Consider the following 14389-nt stretch of genomic DNA (forward strand, 5'->3'; position numbering starts at 1 on the left):
TTTCTTTCCTCTGTCCCTTTCAGCAGTTATCAGCGTCGCAATTCTCCCGCAAGCGCCCTCAATCCGTTGGGATCCGTTATCACGATTTTGCCCCGTCCGGTCTGAAGCAGACCGTCCTCCGCCATTCTGCGGACAACCCGGGCCACCACCTCCCGCGCGGTGTTGATCTCACGCGCGATCTGTTCGTGGGTAACCCGGATCTCAGGAAAGGTTTCTCCTCCCTGTCCGTCCACGCCGGAAGCTTTCACCGGACAAATCTGCTTCGGCACATCGCTCCGGACGCCCGTCCCTCTCTGTTTCGCCGCGTCTGTGAGAAACGCCGCGATCCTCTGATCGATTCCGTAAAAGAGAATCTGCTGGATCGTCCACATGACGTCGGAGAACCGGTCCGTCAGAAGCTCATAGATAAAGCTCCGGACGTAGATGTTTTCTTCCTTCAGTCTGCTCAGCACGGAAGTGGGAATGATCAGAATGCGGCTGTCCTCCTCGACACTCACCTGCGTCTCAAAGGTAATCTGATACATGATGCAGGACGCCGTCAGCACATCGCATTCTCCCGTACGAATATGGTACAGCGTAATTTCTCTTCCCTCTTCGGACATCATGTGCGCCCGCAGATCGCCGGCAATCACCGCGATAAATCCCAGGCACTCGCCCTCCATCGCACGCAGCACACTGCCTTTTTCACAGACGCGTATCGTAGAAGCCCTGCGGATCCTGTTTTGTTCCTCCTCTGAAAGCCTGTCCCAGAATGGAAGACGTCTCAGCTCTGTCTGCACCTCGTTCACTGTACTTCACCTCTTTTACAAAATCCTGTCTTCTTGTATTCTACAGGATTTCGGGCGTGGGCACAAGAGACGGATCCCGCAGTTCCTGTAAAGGCGGATCCCGCAGGTCCTGTAAACGAACGCGGGATGACGCTCTGCCCGGACGGATGCGCCGGCTGTGAAGGCAGACCGCACCGATCAGATAAACAGGTTGACGTTCGAATCCTCTGCCTCTCCCAGATAGGTGCCGACGCCGCCGATTTCCACTCCGTCGATGAGTTCCTCCTTCCGGATCCCCATGACGTCCATGCTCATCGAACAGGCGATGATGCGGACGCCCATATCCATGGCCTTTTTCATCAGCGCCTCCAGCGAATCGATGTTCTTGTCCTTCATGACGCGCTTCATCATGGCGGTGCCCATTCCGCCCATGTTCATCCTGCCCAGCTTCAGCTTTCCGGCTCCCCGGGGGAGCATTCTGCCGAACATTCCTTCGACAAAGGATTTTTTCACCGGTTTTTTCTCCGGTCTGCGGAGAGCCGTCAGTCCCCAGAATGTGAAAAACATCGTAACCGGTCTGCCCATTGCCAGCGCGCCGTTCGCGATGATGAACGATGCCAGAACCTTATCCATGTCTCCGTCGAAAACGATGATTGTTTTTCCCTGCGGCCCGCTGCCCGAAATACCGGCGGCGTTTTCTCCGCTTTCACGGCACTCACACGGATGCGAACCCGGCTCACAGGACGTCCGTTCGACCTCCGTCGTACCCTTCCGCACACACGCGATGTATTCTTCTCCTTCTTTCCCGCCGGAAATCAGCGTATTTCCGGTCTTCCTGCACCAGGCGGCAATATCCTTTGTAAAACCGGGATCCGAAGCAGTCACCTCCAGCACATCCCCGTCTTCCAGCTCTTTCATGCTGTTGAACACTTCCATAATCGGACCCGGGCACTGCATCCCGCAGCAGTCCAGAGAAACGCGGCGAACCGCCCGCGTCTGTGTTCCATCTGTGAATTCGGTTCCGTCAGTCCTGCTTCCGGCCGTGTCCGCAGACTCCGATGAACTTCCCAAGTCTGCATTCTCCGACGAAATTCCTTTGTCCGCAGGTGCCGATGAAGATCCCGGGTCTGCAGCATCCGTGTCCGCAGACTCCCTGTGTGTCGAAGCATAAAACCTTACGCCGCCGGGATAAACAAAGACACGGTCAAACCCGTGCTGCGCCAGGATCCTCGCGCCTGTATAGGCCCGGACTCCCACCGCGCAGAATGTGATATACGTCTTCTCCGGATCAAGTTCTCCCAGCCGGCTCCGCAGCTGACCCAGCGGAATGTTCACCGCTCCGGGAATTTCATACGCCATCACCTCGGCTTCCTCCCGAACGTCAAGCAGCACCGCTTCTGAATCGGTATCCGGCGTATTCCAGTCACAGAACCGCATCACGCCACGGATCACATTCTCCGCCGCGAACGCCGCCATATTCACCGGATCCTTCGCGGAAGAATAGGGCGGCGCATAGGCCAGTTCCAGAGCTTTCAGCTCTGCCACCGAAGCTCCCAGCCGTATCGCGGTTCCGATCGTATCAATCCGCTTGTCCACGCCCCGGCTTCCCACGATCTGTGCGCCGAGCACCTTGCCGCCGTCCTTTGTGAAAATCAACTTTAGCATCATGGGCACGGCTCCGGGATAATATCCGGCATGGGAATTCTGGGCGACGAGAACCGTTTCATACTCTCTGCCCTTCCTCCAGCCGCGGCGCTGAAGAGCCTTCTCGCCGTTTCCGGTGACGGCCGCCGTCAGGTCGAATACCTTTGCGACGGAAGAGCCTTGAGTTCCGCGATATACCTCCTCTCCGCCGGCAATGTTATCCGCGACGATTCTCCCCATTTTATTGGCGGGACCTGCCAGCGGCACCATCGCGGGTTCTCCGCTGACGATATCTGTCACCTCAATCACATCTCCCGCAGCGTAAATGTCCGGATCCTCCGTTCGAAGAAATTCGTCAGTGATAATCCCTCCCCGCTCATTCAGGGCAAGGCCGGCGTCCCCGGCGATTCTGCCGTTGGGCCGGACGCCGATGGACAGGATCACCATATCTGCCTCAACACACTTTCCACTCTTCAGGTACACCGCGACCCGGGATGCCTCCTCCCGGAAATGATCAACTCCGTCCGACAGTCTCAGCTCTACTCCGTTCTCCTCGAGATGCTCATGGAGCAGTTCCGCCATCTCCCTGTCCAGCGGCGCCATAACCTGATCCATCGCTTCAATCAGCGTGACCTCAAGCCCCGCATGACGCAGATTTTCCGCCGTTTCCAGCCCGATGAATCCTCCTCCGACGACGGCTGCCTTTTTGGCTCCCTTTTCCTTCACCATGGCGTGGATCCGGTCAGTATCCGGCACCGTCCAGAGCGTCATAATCCGCTCAGAATCAACACCCGGAATCGGCGGTCTCAGCGGAGAAGATCCCGTCGCGATGACCAGCTTGTCATAGTTCTCGCGATACTCCCGGTTTTCCCGGAGATTACGGACCGTCACCTGCTTCGCCTCCCGGTCGATGGACAGAACCTCCGATTCCGTCCGGACATCCACATTGAACCTGGACTCCATGGTCTCTTTCTTTGTTACAAACAAAGCCTCTCTCGAGCGGATCACTCCTCCGATATAATACGGAAGTCCGCAGTTCGCGTAGGAAATATATTTCCCGCGCTCCAGCAGCACGATTTCCGCGCTCTCGTCCAGCCGGCGCAGTCTTGCCGCGCAGCCTGCTCCCGCCGCAACTCCTCCGATAATAACGGTTTTCATAATAAATCCTCCTTTGCGCTGTCAGAAGTCAGTTACCGGTTTTCATCGTAATGCGTGCTCAGCCGTCGAATACGCCCGAGCAGACACTATTATACCGCCATCGTCTTACGACTTCTGTAATCAGGTCACAAAGGAGGATTTGATTTTTCTGTTATTCGCATATTCACGGTGTCAGTGCCGCCGGGTCAGCATCCGTCGGACGCCACGTATAATCAGAGCGACAATCAGCACCACAAGCGACAGAAGCCCCACGAGGATCAAGAAGAAAGCGCTGTGGTCTTTGTTCATGGACGCCGGGCTCCAGCTGTTCTCGCAGATCTTTCGGCCTTCCGCTGCGGCATACCGCGCCGGTACTTCGTTCCCGGCGAAGGAATCAATGTAGGAAGCCAGCGCATACCATTCCTTCAGCTCGCTCCCGTCTTTTCCGTGGATGATCCGATCCTCAAAATCCGTGATGACCTTTCCGTTTTCATCCTTGGGTTCCAGGGACAGAAGACCCCTGGACATGGAATTCACCGTTGAAAGCATCTGCGCGGAATACAGATCCGCAACCACCCGGTAAAGTTTCCCCTTTTCCGGCTTCCGGGTCTGCCCGTTTCCCATGGAGTCCTTCAGCGTCACATCATAGGACCGGTCCAGAATAAACCGATGCGGATTGTATTTGTAGTTCAGACCGCTGAAATACAGACGGGCAGGCTGCATCAGGGGGGATATGGAAATATCGACCTCCGCCGCGAGACGAAGTTCTCTGGCCGTAAGATATACGCTGACAAGCGGATATCCCGGCTTTCCGTCCTTTCCTGTCCCGAGCGACAGAGCATTGAACGCATCGGCCACGGTAATATCGCCCCTGCGGAACGAGCCGCGGACAACCCCGGCCGGCACCACGGCAGCGTCCACGTGTTCATATCCGCTTCCCTCAGCCTGCCGCACACCATAAATATATCCGTCGGAGATGAGATTTCCCAGCGTATCCTCGCCCTGCTTCTGCCCGAAGGAATCGATGGGGGTGAAACGGATATCGCTGCGGGCCAGAACCTGATCCCAGCTGTAACCGAAATCTGCGAAATACTCCCGGTTCACGAGTTTTTTGAATGCCGCGGTTTTTCTCTGCGTCGCCTTATCATTCTTTACTTTTTTGTCGAGAGGCTCTTCAAGATAGCTTTTGTACACGAAGCCCTTCCCTGCGGTTTCCCGGAAGCGCACCACGCCCGCGTTATCGTTATACTGGCCGCAGGACGCGATAACAACGCCGTTCCGTCGGATCGGCGTCTTCATATACGTGTGACTGTGTCCGCTGACAATCAGGTCGATTCCCTCCGTCTCTTCCGCCAGTCGTATATCCTCGGACTTTTCCGGGTTCTCCGGATTGATTCCGCTGTGGGAGAGGCAGATAATCAGGTCTGCGTCCGGTATCTCCCTGTTGATTTCGGCCACCGTCCGCTTCGCGCTTTTCACCGGATCCAGAAACTTCGTACCGCTCTCCGGCGCGTAGCTGGCAGACTCCTTTCCAAATATCCCGAACACCGCGATTTTCGCGCCTCCGCGCTCCAGAACGGTATAATCCTTCACGCCGAAAGCCTTCATCGACTCGCGAAGTTTCTCACCGTCTGCCTTCAGCTTTTTATCTTTCAGCGTACCCTTCCAGTCGATATTCGCGATGACGAGCTGCGGCAGGGGATCCCCCGACCGCTTCGCATTCTTCAGCATCGTCCTCAGTCCCTCGGAGCGGTAATCGAATTCGTGGTTTCCCAGCGTCGCCGCGTCAAATCCCACGAAGCCCATCATCCGGAGTTCTGACGCCCTCCGTTTCCAGATGGTCTGATAAGGCGTGCCCATGGAGAAGTCGCCGCCGTCTACCACGAAGGTCGCACCGTTCTTCTTTTTCTCTTCTCTGATCACAGTTGCAAGCTTCGGGAATTTCTCCAGATGAGAATGCATATCGTGGGTGAATACCACCGTGATCTCCTTCGCTTTCTTCTGCGTGTCTCCGAAAACCGCGGCCGGAATGCCGGCGCACAGCAGCAGTACCGGTATCATAATCAAAAACAGTGTTCTCTTCATACCTTTCTTCCGTTTCTTCCGTTTATTTCCGATATTCTTCACCCTGCCTCCCGCAGGTCTTTTTACAGGATCTCTGTCCCTCCCGCATTTCCCGGCTCAGCGGCGCCGCGCCCTCATACGCGGAAAAAATCGATCGCAAGATCCGCGACCCTGTCTGGACAGTCAGGATCATCATTCAGAGAATGTCCCTGTCCTTCAAACACCGTAATCGGAATCCCGTTTTCCTCCGCGAATTCTCTGGCAAACCGCACCGGAATCACCGGATCCTTTTCCCCGTGAACCATCGCGACTTCAGTGCCTCCATGGTCATAACCGCCGAACCGGTGCAGCAGATCGTTTTCCGGCCTGCCCATATCCTCAAACATTCCTTTCGGAACTCTGATCTGCGGTGCGCACGGCAGTCCCATCATCAGAAAACCTTTCTCATTCAGCTCCGCCAGCGACGCCGGATCCGGCTCAGAGCCCGGTGCTCCCAGAAACAGCCAGGGCATGATGACCGCCCCGCTCCGCATCATCAGCCTGCTCCCGGCGTGAGGTCTCCGGCAGATGTACAGGCCTGTAAGATATGCCCCGTAGCTCGATGCAAAATAGAAGATTTTCTTCCCCGGATAATTCCGAACAACGTAATCTTCAACTGCGGCGAGACTGTCCATGCAGTTCCGGATACGAAACGGTTCCTCCGCCGCCTCCTCTGTTCCATGCCCCGGCTGATCATACAGCACCACGCCGATTCCTTCCGCAGGCATCCGTCTGAGAAGCAGTTCACCGGTCGCGCATTCCTTGCAGCTTGTAAAGCCATGCACCATAATGACCACCGCATCCGCCTCCTGCGGGATTTCTCTGAGCACGGGAATGCGGCGGCCGTTGTCTTTCGTTATCGTAAATTTCTCCATTGTGTTTCTCCTTTTCAGCACAAAAAGCATACCATTGAATCTCCGGTTTTGCAATACAGGACCTGGGAATGCCTTTATCATCGCCTGTGATTATCTTTTTCGCCGAAAATTGCCCGGAAAAAATTAAAATTGCCCGCCATTTAAGCGGGCTGATCACCGGCATGCTGCCGGGCTCCTGATCCGGTTCTCTACTCGTCATTTCCGGCAGCAGTCGCCGCATCATAAATTGCCGTAACCTCCGCCGACGGCGCCTTTGTCAGCTTCGCCGCAATTACCGCCGCCGCGAAGCCTGCCGCAAAGCCCGGCAGAATCTCATATACTCCGGTTCCGGACAGGAACACGAACCACAGAATATCCACCACCGCTCCGACGATCACGCCGACACAGGCGCCGGCGTAGTTAAATCTCCGCCAGAACAAGGACAGCACGATGGTAGGCCCGAACGCCGCGCCGAATACACCCCATGCGTTCCCGACAAGATCCATAATCGCCTGCGCTCCCGCTCCCTTTGAAGAAGCAATCACATACGCGATAACAGCGATAATCACCACTGCAGCTCTGCCGACCCAGAGGATTTCTTTATCACCGGCGTTCTTACGAAAGATGGGCTGATAGATGTCCGCCGTAAAAGAGCTGGACGCCACGAGCAGCTGTGAATCCGCTGTCGATACCGACGCCGCCATGATTGCCGCCAGAAGCAGTCCGGAAATCGCCGGCGGGAAGAATCTCCTTGCCATCACGATGAACACCGTTTTCTGCGCTCCGGTCGTCAGCAGTTCCTCACCGACGATCATTCTGGCCTGATACGCCATCAGACACGCCGCACCCAGCGAAAGAATGACCCAGACGATGGCGATTATCGCTGATTTTTTTACCATAGAAGGCTTTTCAATCGACATGAAGCGCACGATGATGTGGGGCATACCAAAATAGCCCAGACCCCAGGCCAGCCCGGAGAGGACATCCTGCCACCGGGCATTGAACAGTCCGGTTCCAAAGCTGCAAGTCACAACTTCTCCGGACACCGCATCTGTATACTGGTACACCTTGCTCAGCAGTGAGGTGTCCAGGTTCTGTGTGGCCGCGACTATGATCGGAACCGCAAGCAGCGCCGCGAGCATCAGAATCCCCTGGAAAAAGTCAGTCCAGCACACCGCCTTGAATCCGCCCATGAATGTATAACCGATGATGATCAGTGCGAAGACAAGCATCGCTGTCCCGGGCGATACCTCAGGGAACAGCATGGTGAAAACCGAACTTCCGGCAACAAAGGCCGATGCGACGTAGATGGTGAACGCCGCGAGGAAAATCACCGCGCAGACGATCTGAAGCGTCTTGCTCTTGCTTGCAAACCGGTTCGTAAGATACTGCGGAATCGTGATGGAATCCGACGCAGCTTTGGAGAACAGGCGCAGACGTTTCGCACAGAGAATCCAGTTGGCGGCCGTCCCCAGCATCAGTCCGATACCGATCCAGATCTGTCCGAAGCCGAAAGCCAGAATCGATCCCGGCAGTCCCATCAGAAGCCACGCGGACATATCAGACGCCTGCGCCGACATAGCAGCGACCCACGGCCCCATCGACCGTCCACCCAGGAAATAATCCTCTCCGTTCCGATTAGCCCCTTTCACAAAAAAAGCTGTAGCGAACACGAACAGCGCCACAAAATACAGGATAAATACAATAATTTCCACATTCTGCATATAAAACAAGTCCTTTCTGTTACTTCGCTTTCTATCATAACGCGAAATCACCCGAAACAAAATACAGACTAAAATCTGTACTATTACACGGTAATTTCCATGTATTATCGATATCTATATTGAAATTTCAAAGTTTATGTAGTAGACTGTATTTTGTAACAAGGATATAACCCAAAGAAAACGTCTGACTCAGAAAGGAATTCTCATGAACCAGTCCGCAAAACGACAGACCAAAGCGAAGATCGTTTCCGCCGCCTGGAAACTGTTCTACCAGAACGGCTACGACGACACCACCATTGATGATATCGTCGAGGCGTCCGGCACATCCAAGGGCTCATTCTACCATTATTTCCGTACAAAGGACGATCTGCTGGCTTCGCTCTCTTACCTCTTCGATGACAAATACACCGAGCTGGACAGCACCATGGATCCGGCGCTGACGCCTCTGGAAAAGCTGATTTTCATGAACCGTGAGCTTTTTCTGATGATCGAGAACACCGTCCCCGTCGCACTTCTGTGCCAGCTGTTTTCTGCGCAGCTGATTACAAAGGGCGAACGGCATATGCTGGATCCGGACCGGGTGTATTACCGGAGGCTCCGCCAGATTGTGATGGAGGGGCAGAAGGACTCACTTTTCCGTGCAGACCTCAGCGTAAACGACATCATGAAGGCCTACGCCATGTTTGAGCGCGGCATGATGTATGACTGGTGCCTTTCCAGCGGCAGCTACTCGCTCTGTCAGTACTCCCAGCAGATTCTTCCTTTGTTCCTGAAAAGTCTGTGCCGGCAGTAGCGCCGCAGCGCAGATTTCCTTGTACGCAAAAAAGACGCCGCAGGCACGGCGTCCTCCGTTATCCTTTGTACGCTCAGCTCATTGCTGCGCTACCGTGCGACCTCGTCCAGAATCCCGGCCAGACGGCGGATATCCTCGCGCGTTGTCGCCCAGCTGGTGCAGAACCGCAGGATGGAATGCGTCTCGTCATACTTGCCGGAAACCTCAAAGCCGACATGCTCATGAAGCTTTCTGACAAGCTCATTCTCTACAACAAAGAACTGCATATTGGTGGGAGACTCCACGTAAAACCTGAATCCCCGTTCCAGAAAAACCTGTTTCAGTTCCTCCGCCATATCCAGAGCCTGCTCTCCCAGCCGGAAATACAGACCGTCCGTGAACAGCGCAAGGAACTGAACCGCAACAACCCGGCCTTTAGCGAAGACATTGCCCCGCTGTTTCATAATTGTAAAGAAGTGTTCGGGCGCATTGCCCCGCGGAAATACGACCGCCTCGCCGCAGAGGGCACCGACCTTGGTTCCGCCGATATAGAAGACATCCACGATTTTCGCGATATCCTTCAGTGTCAGATCACTTGCGTCACTGGCCAGTCCGTACCCCATACGTGCTCCGTCCAGATAAAGAGGAATCTTGTACTCGCGGCAGATCTCCGCAATTGCGGTAAGCTCCGACCGGGTGTAAAGCGTCCCGAGCTCAGTCGGGTGTGACACGTATACGCCGCCGGGAAACACCATATGCTCCCAGGCTTCATCGTCGTAGAAATCCACCAGAAGTTTTCTCAGCTGTTCCGGAGCTATCTTCCCGTCCTCGGACGGAACCGTCAGAACCTTGTGTCCGGTGTATTCCACGCCGCCCGCCTCATGACAGTTCACATGACCGGTTTCCGCGGATATGATACCGTCATACGGGCACAGAATCGAGTCGATAACCGTAACATTGGTCTGCGTTCCTCCCGCAAAGAAGTAAACCTGCCCGTCAGGACATCCGCACGCCTCCCGGATCAGGTCCGCGGCTTCCCGGGTATAATGGTCCTCGCCGTAGCCCGGAAGCTGCTCCATATTGGTTTCAATAAGTTTCAGCAGCACCGACTGATGCGCTCCCTCATGATAATCACATTCAAATGAAAACATAATGCGCCTCCTCAGGGATTTCGGTCATCCTGCTATTCGCAGAATTTCACCCGGTTTGAAATATCTTCTTTTTCCTTCGGTTCCGGCTCTGCGGCGATACCGCCGAACGGCATCTGCGCGATCAGTTTCCAGTTCTCCGGAATGTCGAACATCTTTCTGACCGTGTCGTCAATGACCGGATTGTAGTGCTGCAGGTTTGCGCCGACGCCGATTTCGCGAAGCGCTGTCCAGACGTTAATCTGGAGCATACCGTTCGCCTGATTTGCCCAGACCGGGAAATTCGCGGCATACAGTGGGAACTGCTCCTGCTTCTCCTTCACTACAGCCTCGTCATAGAAATAGAGAATCGTTCCGGCGGCCGCTTTGAAGCCGTCGATCTTCTCTCTGGCCACCTTCCCCTCAAAAGCGTCATAAACGCCGTCCCAAAGCTCATCCTGTCTGCTTCCCAGCGCAGTGACGACCCGTGCGCTCTTCATGTTGAAAGCGTCCGGAACAAGCTCAGTGACCTCTTCAATCAGTTTTTTCACCTCGCCGACTGAAACCGGCAGTTCTCTGTTCAGCTGATAATAACTTCTTCTCATCCCGAGAGCATCTGTAATCGCCATACGGCACCTCCTGTTCATCCTCCGGCCTGTCCGCCGTCGATACGGGAAACTCTGTGCTCGGCCACCAAATATGCATGGAATATCAATGATACAAAGAGCATATTCAGTGGCCTGCCGCAGGGTTTTCAAGCGTTTCATCCGAAAAAACTGCGGCAGCGGGATTCGGAAACGGCCGAATCCCTGAGCACAGGCATCAATCAAGTAGGGTCTGCCGGCGCACTCTTCTATTGGATTGTGCGCCGCGGCGCTGCTGACAAGCTGCCGTCAGCGCCCATTAAGTCCGGCGGGGACTTAATGCGTAGATACTACTTAATGATACCACATTTCCCTGCTCTCACACACGAAAAGAATCCTTTGACTAACTTGCAACACCGGAAACTACCTATACAACTCTTTTCGTCTCAGCGTCGTATACGGTCTTCTGCTCCGTTCCCGTTTCGACGCTTTCATATCGATGTCCGCATATACGATCTGTTCACTGTCATCAGCTTTCACAACGCAGTTTCCACAGGCATCCGCCACCATGGATTCTCCAGCGAAATCCATCTCTCCTTCCTTCCCGACGCGGTTGCACATTGCAACCACCACACTGTTCTGGAACGCCTGAATTCTGATTTCCCATTCAAAGATTTCCAGAGGCTCGCTCTTTGTATTCACCGTCGGAACCAGGATAAGATCCGCTCCCATGAGACTTTCGGTCCGTACACTCTCAGGGTAGTGCCGGTCAAAGCACACCACAATCCCAATACGGCCATGCTCTGTATCAAACACCTGAAACCCCGTATCGGACGGTGTATAATAATCCTTCTCATAAAACTGTTCTGCCTGTGCCACATGAACCATTTTCTGAACGCCGACAATCTCTCCGTTTCTGTCGATCAGAATACTTGCATCGTAATACTTTTCATTCTCCATCAGATAGATATTGGGCACTGCGGCGATCCCGCCTTCCCGGCAAGCAGTGCGAATATTGTTCACGGTCTCTGAGTCAATCTCAAGTCCATACGAGGTCGCGTCTCCGCCCGGATATTGCGGGAAAAATTCTGTAAGCTGCACCTCCGGGAACAAAATCAAATCCGCTCCTTCTCGTGCCGCCGTTCTGATTGCGTCAATACTTTTCTTCAGATTTCTCTCTACCGTTCCCGCATTGCTCATCTGTGCCATTGCAAGTTTCATGGATTTTTCCTCCTGCTGTCTGTGTTTAAAGACATTATGCTCCATTACTTTCCAGATATCAACGATAAAATGGTGATCAGGTTGATAGGCAGGCATTTCTTGGAAAAGCTTCGACCGGCTGATTCCGATATTCTATTGAGAACTTGCATAGAACATTATCCAAGTTATCAATAGGCCAGTTGACTTTTAAATTCCATCGGATTTCGTCAGCAGAAGCTGGATTTCCTGCTGGACGAAACGCTCATCTGACAAGGAGAGACAGAATCCTCCTGATGTCGCTGTCAATACAAATGGACTTTTCCCGTATTTCTTCCGGAGCATAAGCCTCGCCGCAGTTCAGGCAGGCATAGGTCGCATCCGGCCATTGCGCGGTCATCTTCCAGAAGGGAAACTTAATTATGCCGGGGGTGTTCATGCCGACTGCGCATTCCAGGAAGAGTACCTTCCCATTCTCATGTTCTCTCAGGAACTCCGAATAGCGCTCCGCCGCCCTGTACCAGCCTTTGTCCTCCACAAAACTGTCATCCGCACGCAGGTTAGTCGTCATCGGCTCTCCGTCATCCGGGCAGTATGGAATCAGTTCTGTCGGAATCCTCATGGCAATCTCTGCGTTTTCAGGAACGAGCAGCTCGTTGTCCTCCGCAATCTCATACCCCTGGGCAAGCACCATCTTCCGGATGATCTCTTTGTTCTCATAGGTCTTATGCGCCGAAGCGCCGTGCGGATCGGAGCTCTGCAGCAGACCATAGTCACCCTGTGTATAGAAGAGACGCCTCTTGTCAAAGCCGGATCTCTGGAAGCAGTGATCCACATTGGTGGTCAGAACAAAGTAATCCTTGTCCTTCACCAGCTTCAGCAACATGTCATAGGTATCATTAGGAATCGGAGCATAGCGGTTGATCCAGATATATCTGCTCCAGAACGACCAGAAAGTCTCCTTATCAAGATATGGATAAAAACCGCCGGAATACATGTCGCTGAAGTGGTACTTTGCGGCGAAATCACCAAAGTATTTGTCGAAACGTTCTCCGGTATAAACATATCCGGCAGATACGGAAAGGCCTGCACCGGCACCGATAATCACTGCATCCGCGCTGTCAATTTCTCTTCTCAGCGCCCTGATTCTGTCCGAGTAGATTTCTGTATATTTCATAATCTTCATCCTTGAAAACATTGAACACGACTTTAATCGCACTGCCTTTTTCCGCCCTGTAGTTCCGGACGGTTTTCACCGCGATTTCCGCCGCACGCCGTTGCGGAAATCCGAAAACGCCTGTGGAAATGCAGCAGAATGCAATGCTCCCGAATCCGTTTTCCTCTGCCGCGCGCAGACACGACTCATAGCAGGACGCCAGAAGCCGCTCGTCTTCCTTTGTCAGTGCTCCCCGAACGATGGGCCCCACCGTATGGATCACAGCCCTGCACGGCAGGTTATAACCGGGCGTGACTTTCGCCTGCCCTGTCGGCTCCGCATGTTCCTGCTCGTCCATCATCTTTCCGCAGGTGCACCGGAGCTGCACTCCTGCATAGGTGTGAATACAGTTATCGATACAATTATGGAGCGGCTGATAACAGCCCGTCATTCCGCTGTTGGCTGCATTCACGATAGCGTCCACACGAAGCCTGGTGATATCTCCCTGCCAGAGGAAAATATTTTCGCCGCAATCCTCCCACTCGTCCTCGGAAACCACGCCGCGAAGGCGAAGCTCCTCGCCGAGATAGTCATCCTGAATCCTCAGAAACTCCGAAGATATCTCTCCCGGCGCGCGCACATTCATCAGGGCGCGAAGCAGATCCCTCTGCTCCCCGTCGGTTCCGGGGAGTTCCATCCCCTGATATCTTTTGTTCTCCTTAAGCAAATACTTAATCAGATATTCTCTCTCCTGCTGATGATTCATCCTTATTCTCCCTGTCGATCACGTTCCGGATCTCCGACACCACGTCCGCCATCGTCATTTTTTTCAGTTCGTTTTCCATAGTCTGCTGCACAGCCGCCAGTCTCGCATCCATCACCTTATGAATATTCCTTCCGACCGGGCACGCGGCGTTCGGATGCTCATGAAAATGAAACAGCCCCTCCTCTTCATCGACGCTCCCGACCGCCCGGTAGAGGTCATACAGGGTAATCTCCTCCAGCGGTCTCGCCAGCGTGGCGCCGCTGCTCCCCCGTCTTGTATTCACAATTCCCGCCCGGCGCAGTTGCGACAGGACATTCCGGACAATCACCGGATTGACGCCTATGCTGCCCGCCAGGAACTCGCTGTTGACCCGATCCATATCCCTGAAATAATCCAGCGCCGTAATGGTGTGCACCGCGATTGTAAACTTGCTTGTAATCTGCATCTGCATCCTCCCTGTTCTCATTCTTGTGATAGTTGCAATATATCACTTTACACAAAAACAGTCAAACCGGTTCTGCGCCGCCGACCAAAGCGCAGAGGCCTCCGGAGCATCCC

The 14389-nt window shown here is 54.1% G+C and carries 12 protein-coding genes; 1 reads left to right on the forward strand and 11 read right to left on the reverse strand.

The window, feature by feature from the left end:
• Positions 1-29: 29 nt before the first annotated feature.
• The 5 genes from FYJ64_RS11750 to FYJ64_RS06075 form a co-directional block, all read right to left on the reverse strand.
• Complete coding sequence (locus FYJ64_RS11750; protein ID WP_154574305.1) at positions 30-788, reverse strand: Crp/Fnr family transcriptional regulator; 759 nt, start codon at positions 786-788, stop codon at positions 30-32.
• A 177-nt stretch (positions 789-965) separates the two neighbouring features.
• Entirely contained in the window at positions 966-3569 is a 2604-nt protein-coding gene (locus FYJ64_RS06060; protein WP_154574306.1) for an FAD-dependent oxidoreductase, read from the reverse strand.
• A gap of 171 nt (positions 3570-3740) precedes the next feature.
• Positions 3741-5633 carry a bifunctional metallophosphatase/5'-nucleotidase gene (locus tag FYJ64_RS06065; protein WP_154574307.1) on the reverse strand — a complete coding sequence of 631 codons (1893 nt, stop codon included), beginning with the start codon at positions 5631-5633 and terminating at the stop codon, positions 3741-3743.
• 113 nt (positions 5634-5746) lie between these two features.
• Positions 5747-6526, reverse strand: a complete 780-nt coding sequence (locus FYJ64_RS06070) for an alpha/beta hydrolase (protein ID WP_206045558.1) — start codon at positions 6524-6526, stop codon at positions 5747-5749.
• A 188-nt stretch (positions 6527-6714) separates the two neighbouring features.
• Complete coding sequence (locus FYJ64_RS06075; RefSeq protein WP_407928776.1) at positions 6715-8220, reverse strand: sodium/proline symporter; 1506 nt, start codon at positions 8218-8220, stop codon at positions 6715-6717.
• A 214-nt stretch (positions 8221-8434) separates the two neighbouring features.
• On the opposite strand from FYJ64_RS06075, the gene FYJ64_RS06080 reads away from it, so the two are divergent.
• Entirely contained in the window at positions 8435-9022 is a 588-nt protein-coding gene (locus tag FYJ64_RS06080; protein WP_154574310.1) for a TetR/AcrR family transcriptional regulator, read from the forward strand.
• Between the two features lie 89 nt (positions 9023-9111).
• Here the strand turns inward: FYJ64_RS06080 and FYJ64_RS06085 are convergent, their stop codons facing one another.
• The 6 genes from FYJ64_RS06085 to FYJ64_RS06110 all read right to left on the reverse strand — a co-directional run bounded on the left by FYJ64_RS06085 (position 9112) and on the right by FYJ64_RS06110 (position 14276).
• On the reverse strand, positions 9112-10152 hold the full coding sequence (locus tag FYJ64_RS06085; RefSeq protein WP_154574311.1) for a threonine aldolase family protein: 1041 nt from the start codon (positions 10150-10152) through the stop codon (positions 9112-9114).
• A 32-nt stretch (positions 10153-10184) separates the two neighbouring features.
• Positions 10185-10757 carry a nitroreductase family protein gene (locus tag FYJ64_RS06090; RefSeq protein WP_154574312.1) on the reverse strand — a complete coding sequence of 191 codons (573 nt, stop codon included), beginning with the start codon at positions 10755-10757 and terminating at the stop codon, positions 10185-10187.
• 378 nt (positions 10758-11135) lie between these two features.
• Entirely contained in the window at positions 11136-11933 is a 798-nt protein-coding gene (locus tag FYJ64_RS06095) for a carbon-nitrogen hydrolase family protein (RefSeq protein ID WP_154574313.1), read from the reverse strand.
• Positions 11934-12174: 241 nt separating this feature from the next.
• Positions 12175-13086, reverse strand: a complete 912-nt coding sequence (locus FYJ64_RS06100; RefSeq protein ID WP_154574314.1) for an SIR2 family NAD-dependent protein deacylase — start codon at positions 13084-13086, stop codon at positions 12175-12177.
• Positions 13031-13831 carry a protein-ADP-ribose hydrolase gene (locus FYJ64_RS06105; protein WP_154574315.1) on the reverse strand — a complete coding sequence of 267 codons (801 nt, stop codon included), beginning with the start codon at positions 13829-13831 and terminating at the stop codon, positions 13031-13033. Before FYJ64_RS06105 ends, FYJ64_RS06100 begins: the two co-directional genes overlap by 56 nt.
• Positions 13797-14276, reverse strand: coding sequence for an Rrf2 family transcriptional regulator (locus FYJ64_RS06110; RefSeq protein WP_154574316.1), 480 nt, complete (start codon positions 14274-14276; stop codon positions 13797-13799). Before FYJ64_RS06110 ends, FYJ64_RS06105 begins: the two co-directional genes overlap by 35 nt.
• Positions 14277-14389: the final 113 nt, after the last annotated feature.

The sequence above is a fragment of the Hornefia butyriciproducens genome, assembly GCF_009695915.1.
In the GTDB taxonomy this organism is placed as follows: domain Bacteria; phylum Bacillota; class Clostridia; order Peptostreptococcales; family Anaerovoracaceae; genus Aminicella; species Aminicella butyriciproducens.

Bases quoted from the DNA above. Each gene is read 5' to 3' on its own strand.
- FYJ64_RS06065 (WP_154574307.1), bottom strand. From the start codon at position 5,633: ATGAAGAGAACACTGTTTTTGATTATGATACCGGTACTGCTGCTGTGC.
- FYJ64_RS06100 (WP_154574314.1), bottom strand. From the start codon at position 13,086: ATGAAATATACAGAAATCTACTCGGACAGAATCAGGGCGCTGAGAAGA.
- FYJ64_RS06060 (WP_154574306.1), bottom strand. From the start codon at position 3,569: ATGAAAACCGTTATTATCGGAGGAGTTGCGGCGGGAGCAGGCTGCGCG.
- FYJ64_RS06085 (WP_154574311.1), bottom strand. From the start codon at position 10,152: ATGTTTTCATTTGAATGTGATTATCATGAGGGAGCGCATCAGTCGGTG.
- FYJ64_RS06070 (WP_206045558.1), bottom strand. From the start codon at position 6,526: ATGGAGAAATTTACGATAACGAAAGACAACGGCCGCCGCATTCCCGTG.
- FYJ64_RS06095 (WP_154574313.1), bottom strand. From the start codon at position 11,933: ATGAAACTTGCAATGGCACAGATGAGCAATGCGGGAACGGTAGAGAGA.
- FYJ64_RS06080 (WP_154574310.1), top strand. From the start codon at position 8,435: ATGAACCAGTCCGCAAAACGACAGACCAAAGCGAAGATCGTTTCCGCC.
- FYJ64_RS06090 (WP_154574312.1), bottom strand. From the start codon at position 10,757: ATGGCGATTACAGATGCTCTCGGGATGAGAAGAAGTTATTATCAGCTG.
- FYJ64_RS06105 (WP_154574315.1), bottom strand. From the start codon at position 13,831: ATGAATCATCAGCAGGAGAGAGAATATCTGATTAAGTATTTGCTTAAG.
- FYJ64_RS06110 (WP_154574316.1), bottom strand. From the start codon at position 14,276: ATGCAGATTACAAGCAAGTTTACAATCGCGGTGCACACCATTACGGCG.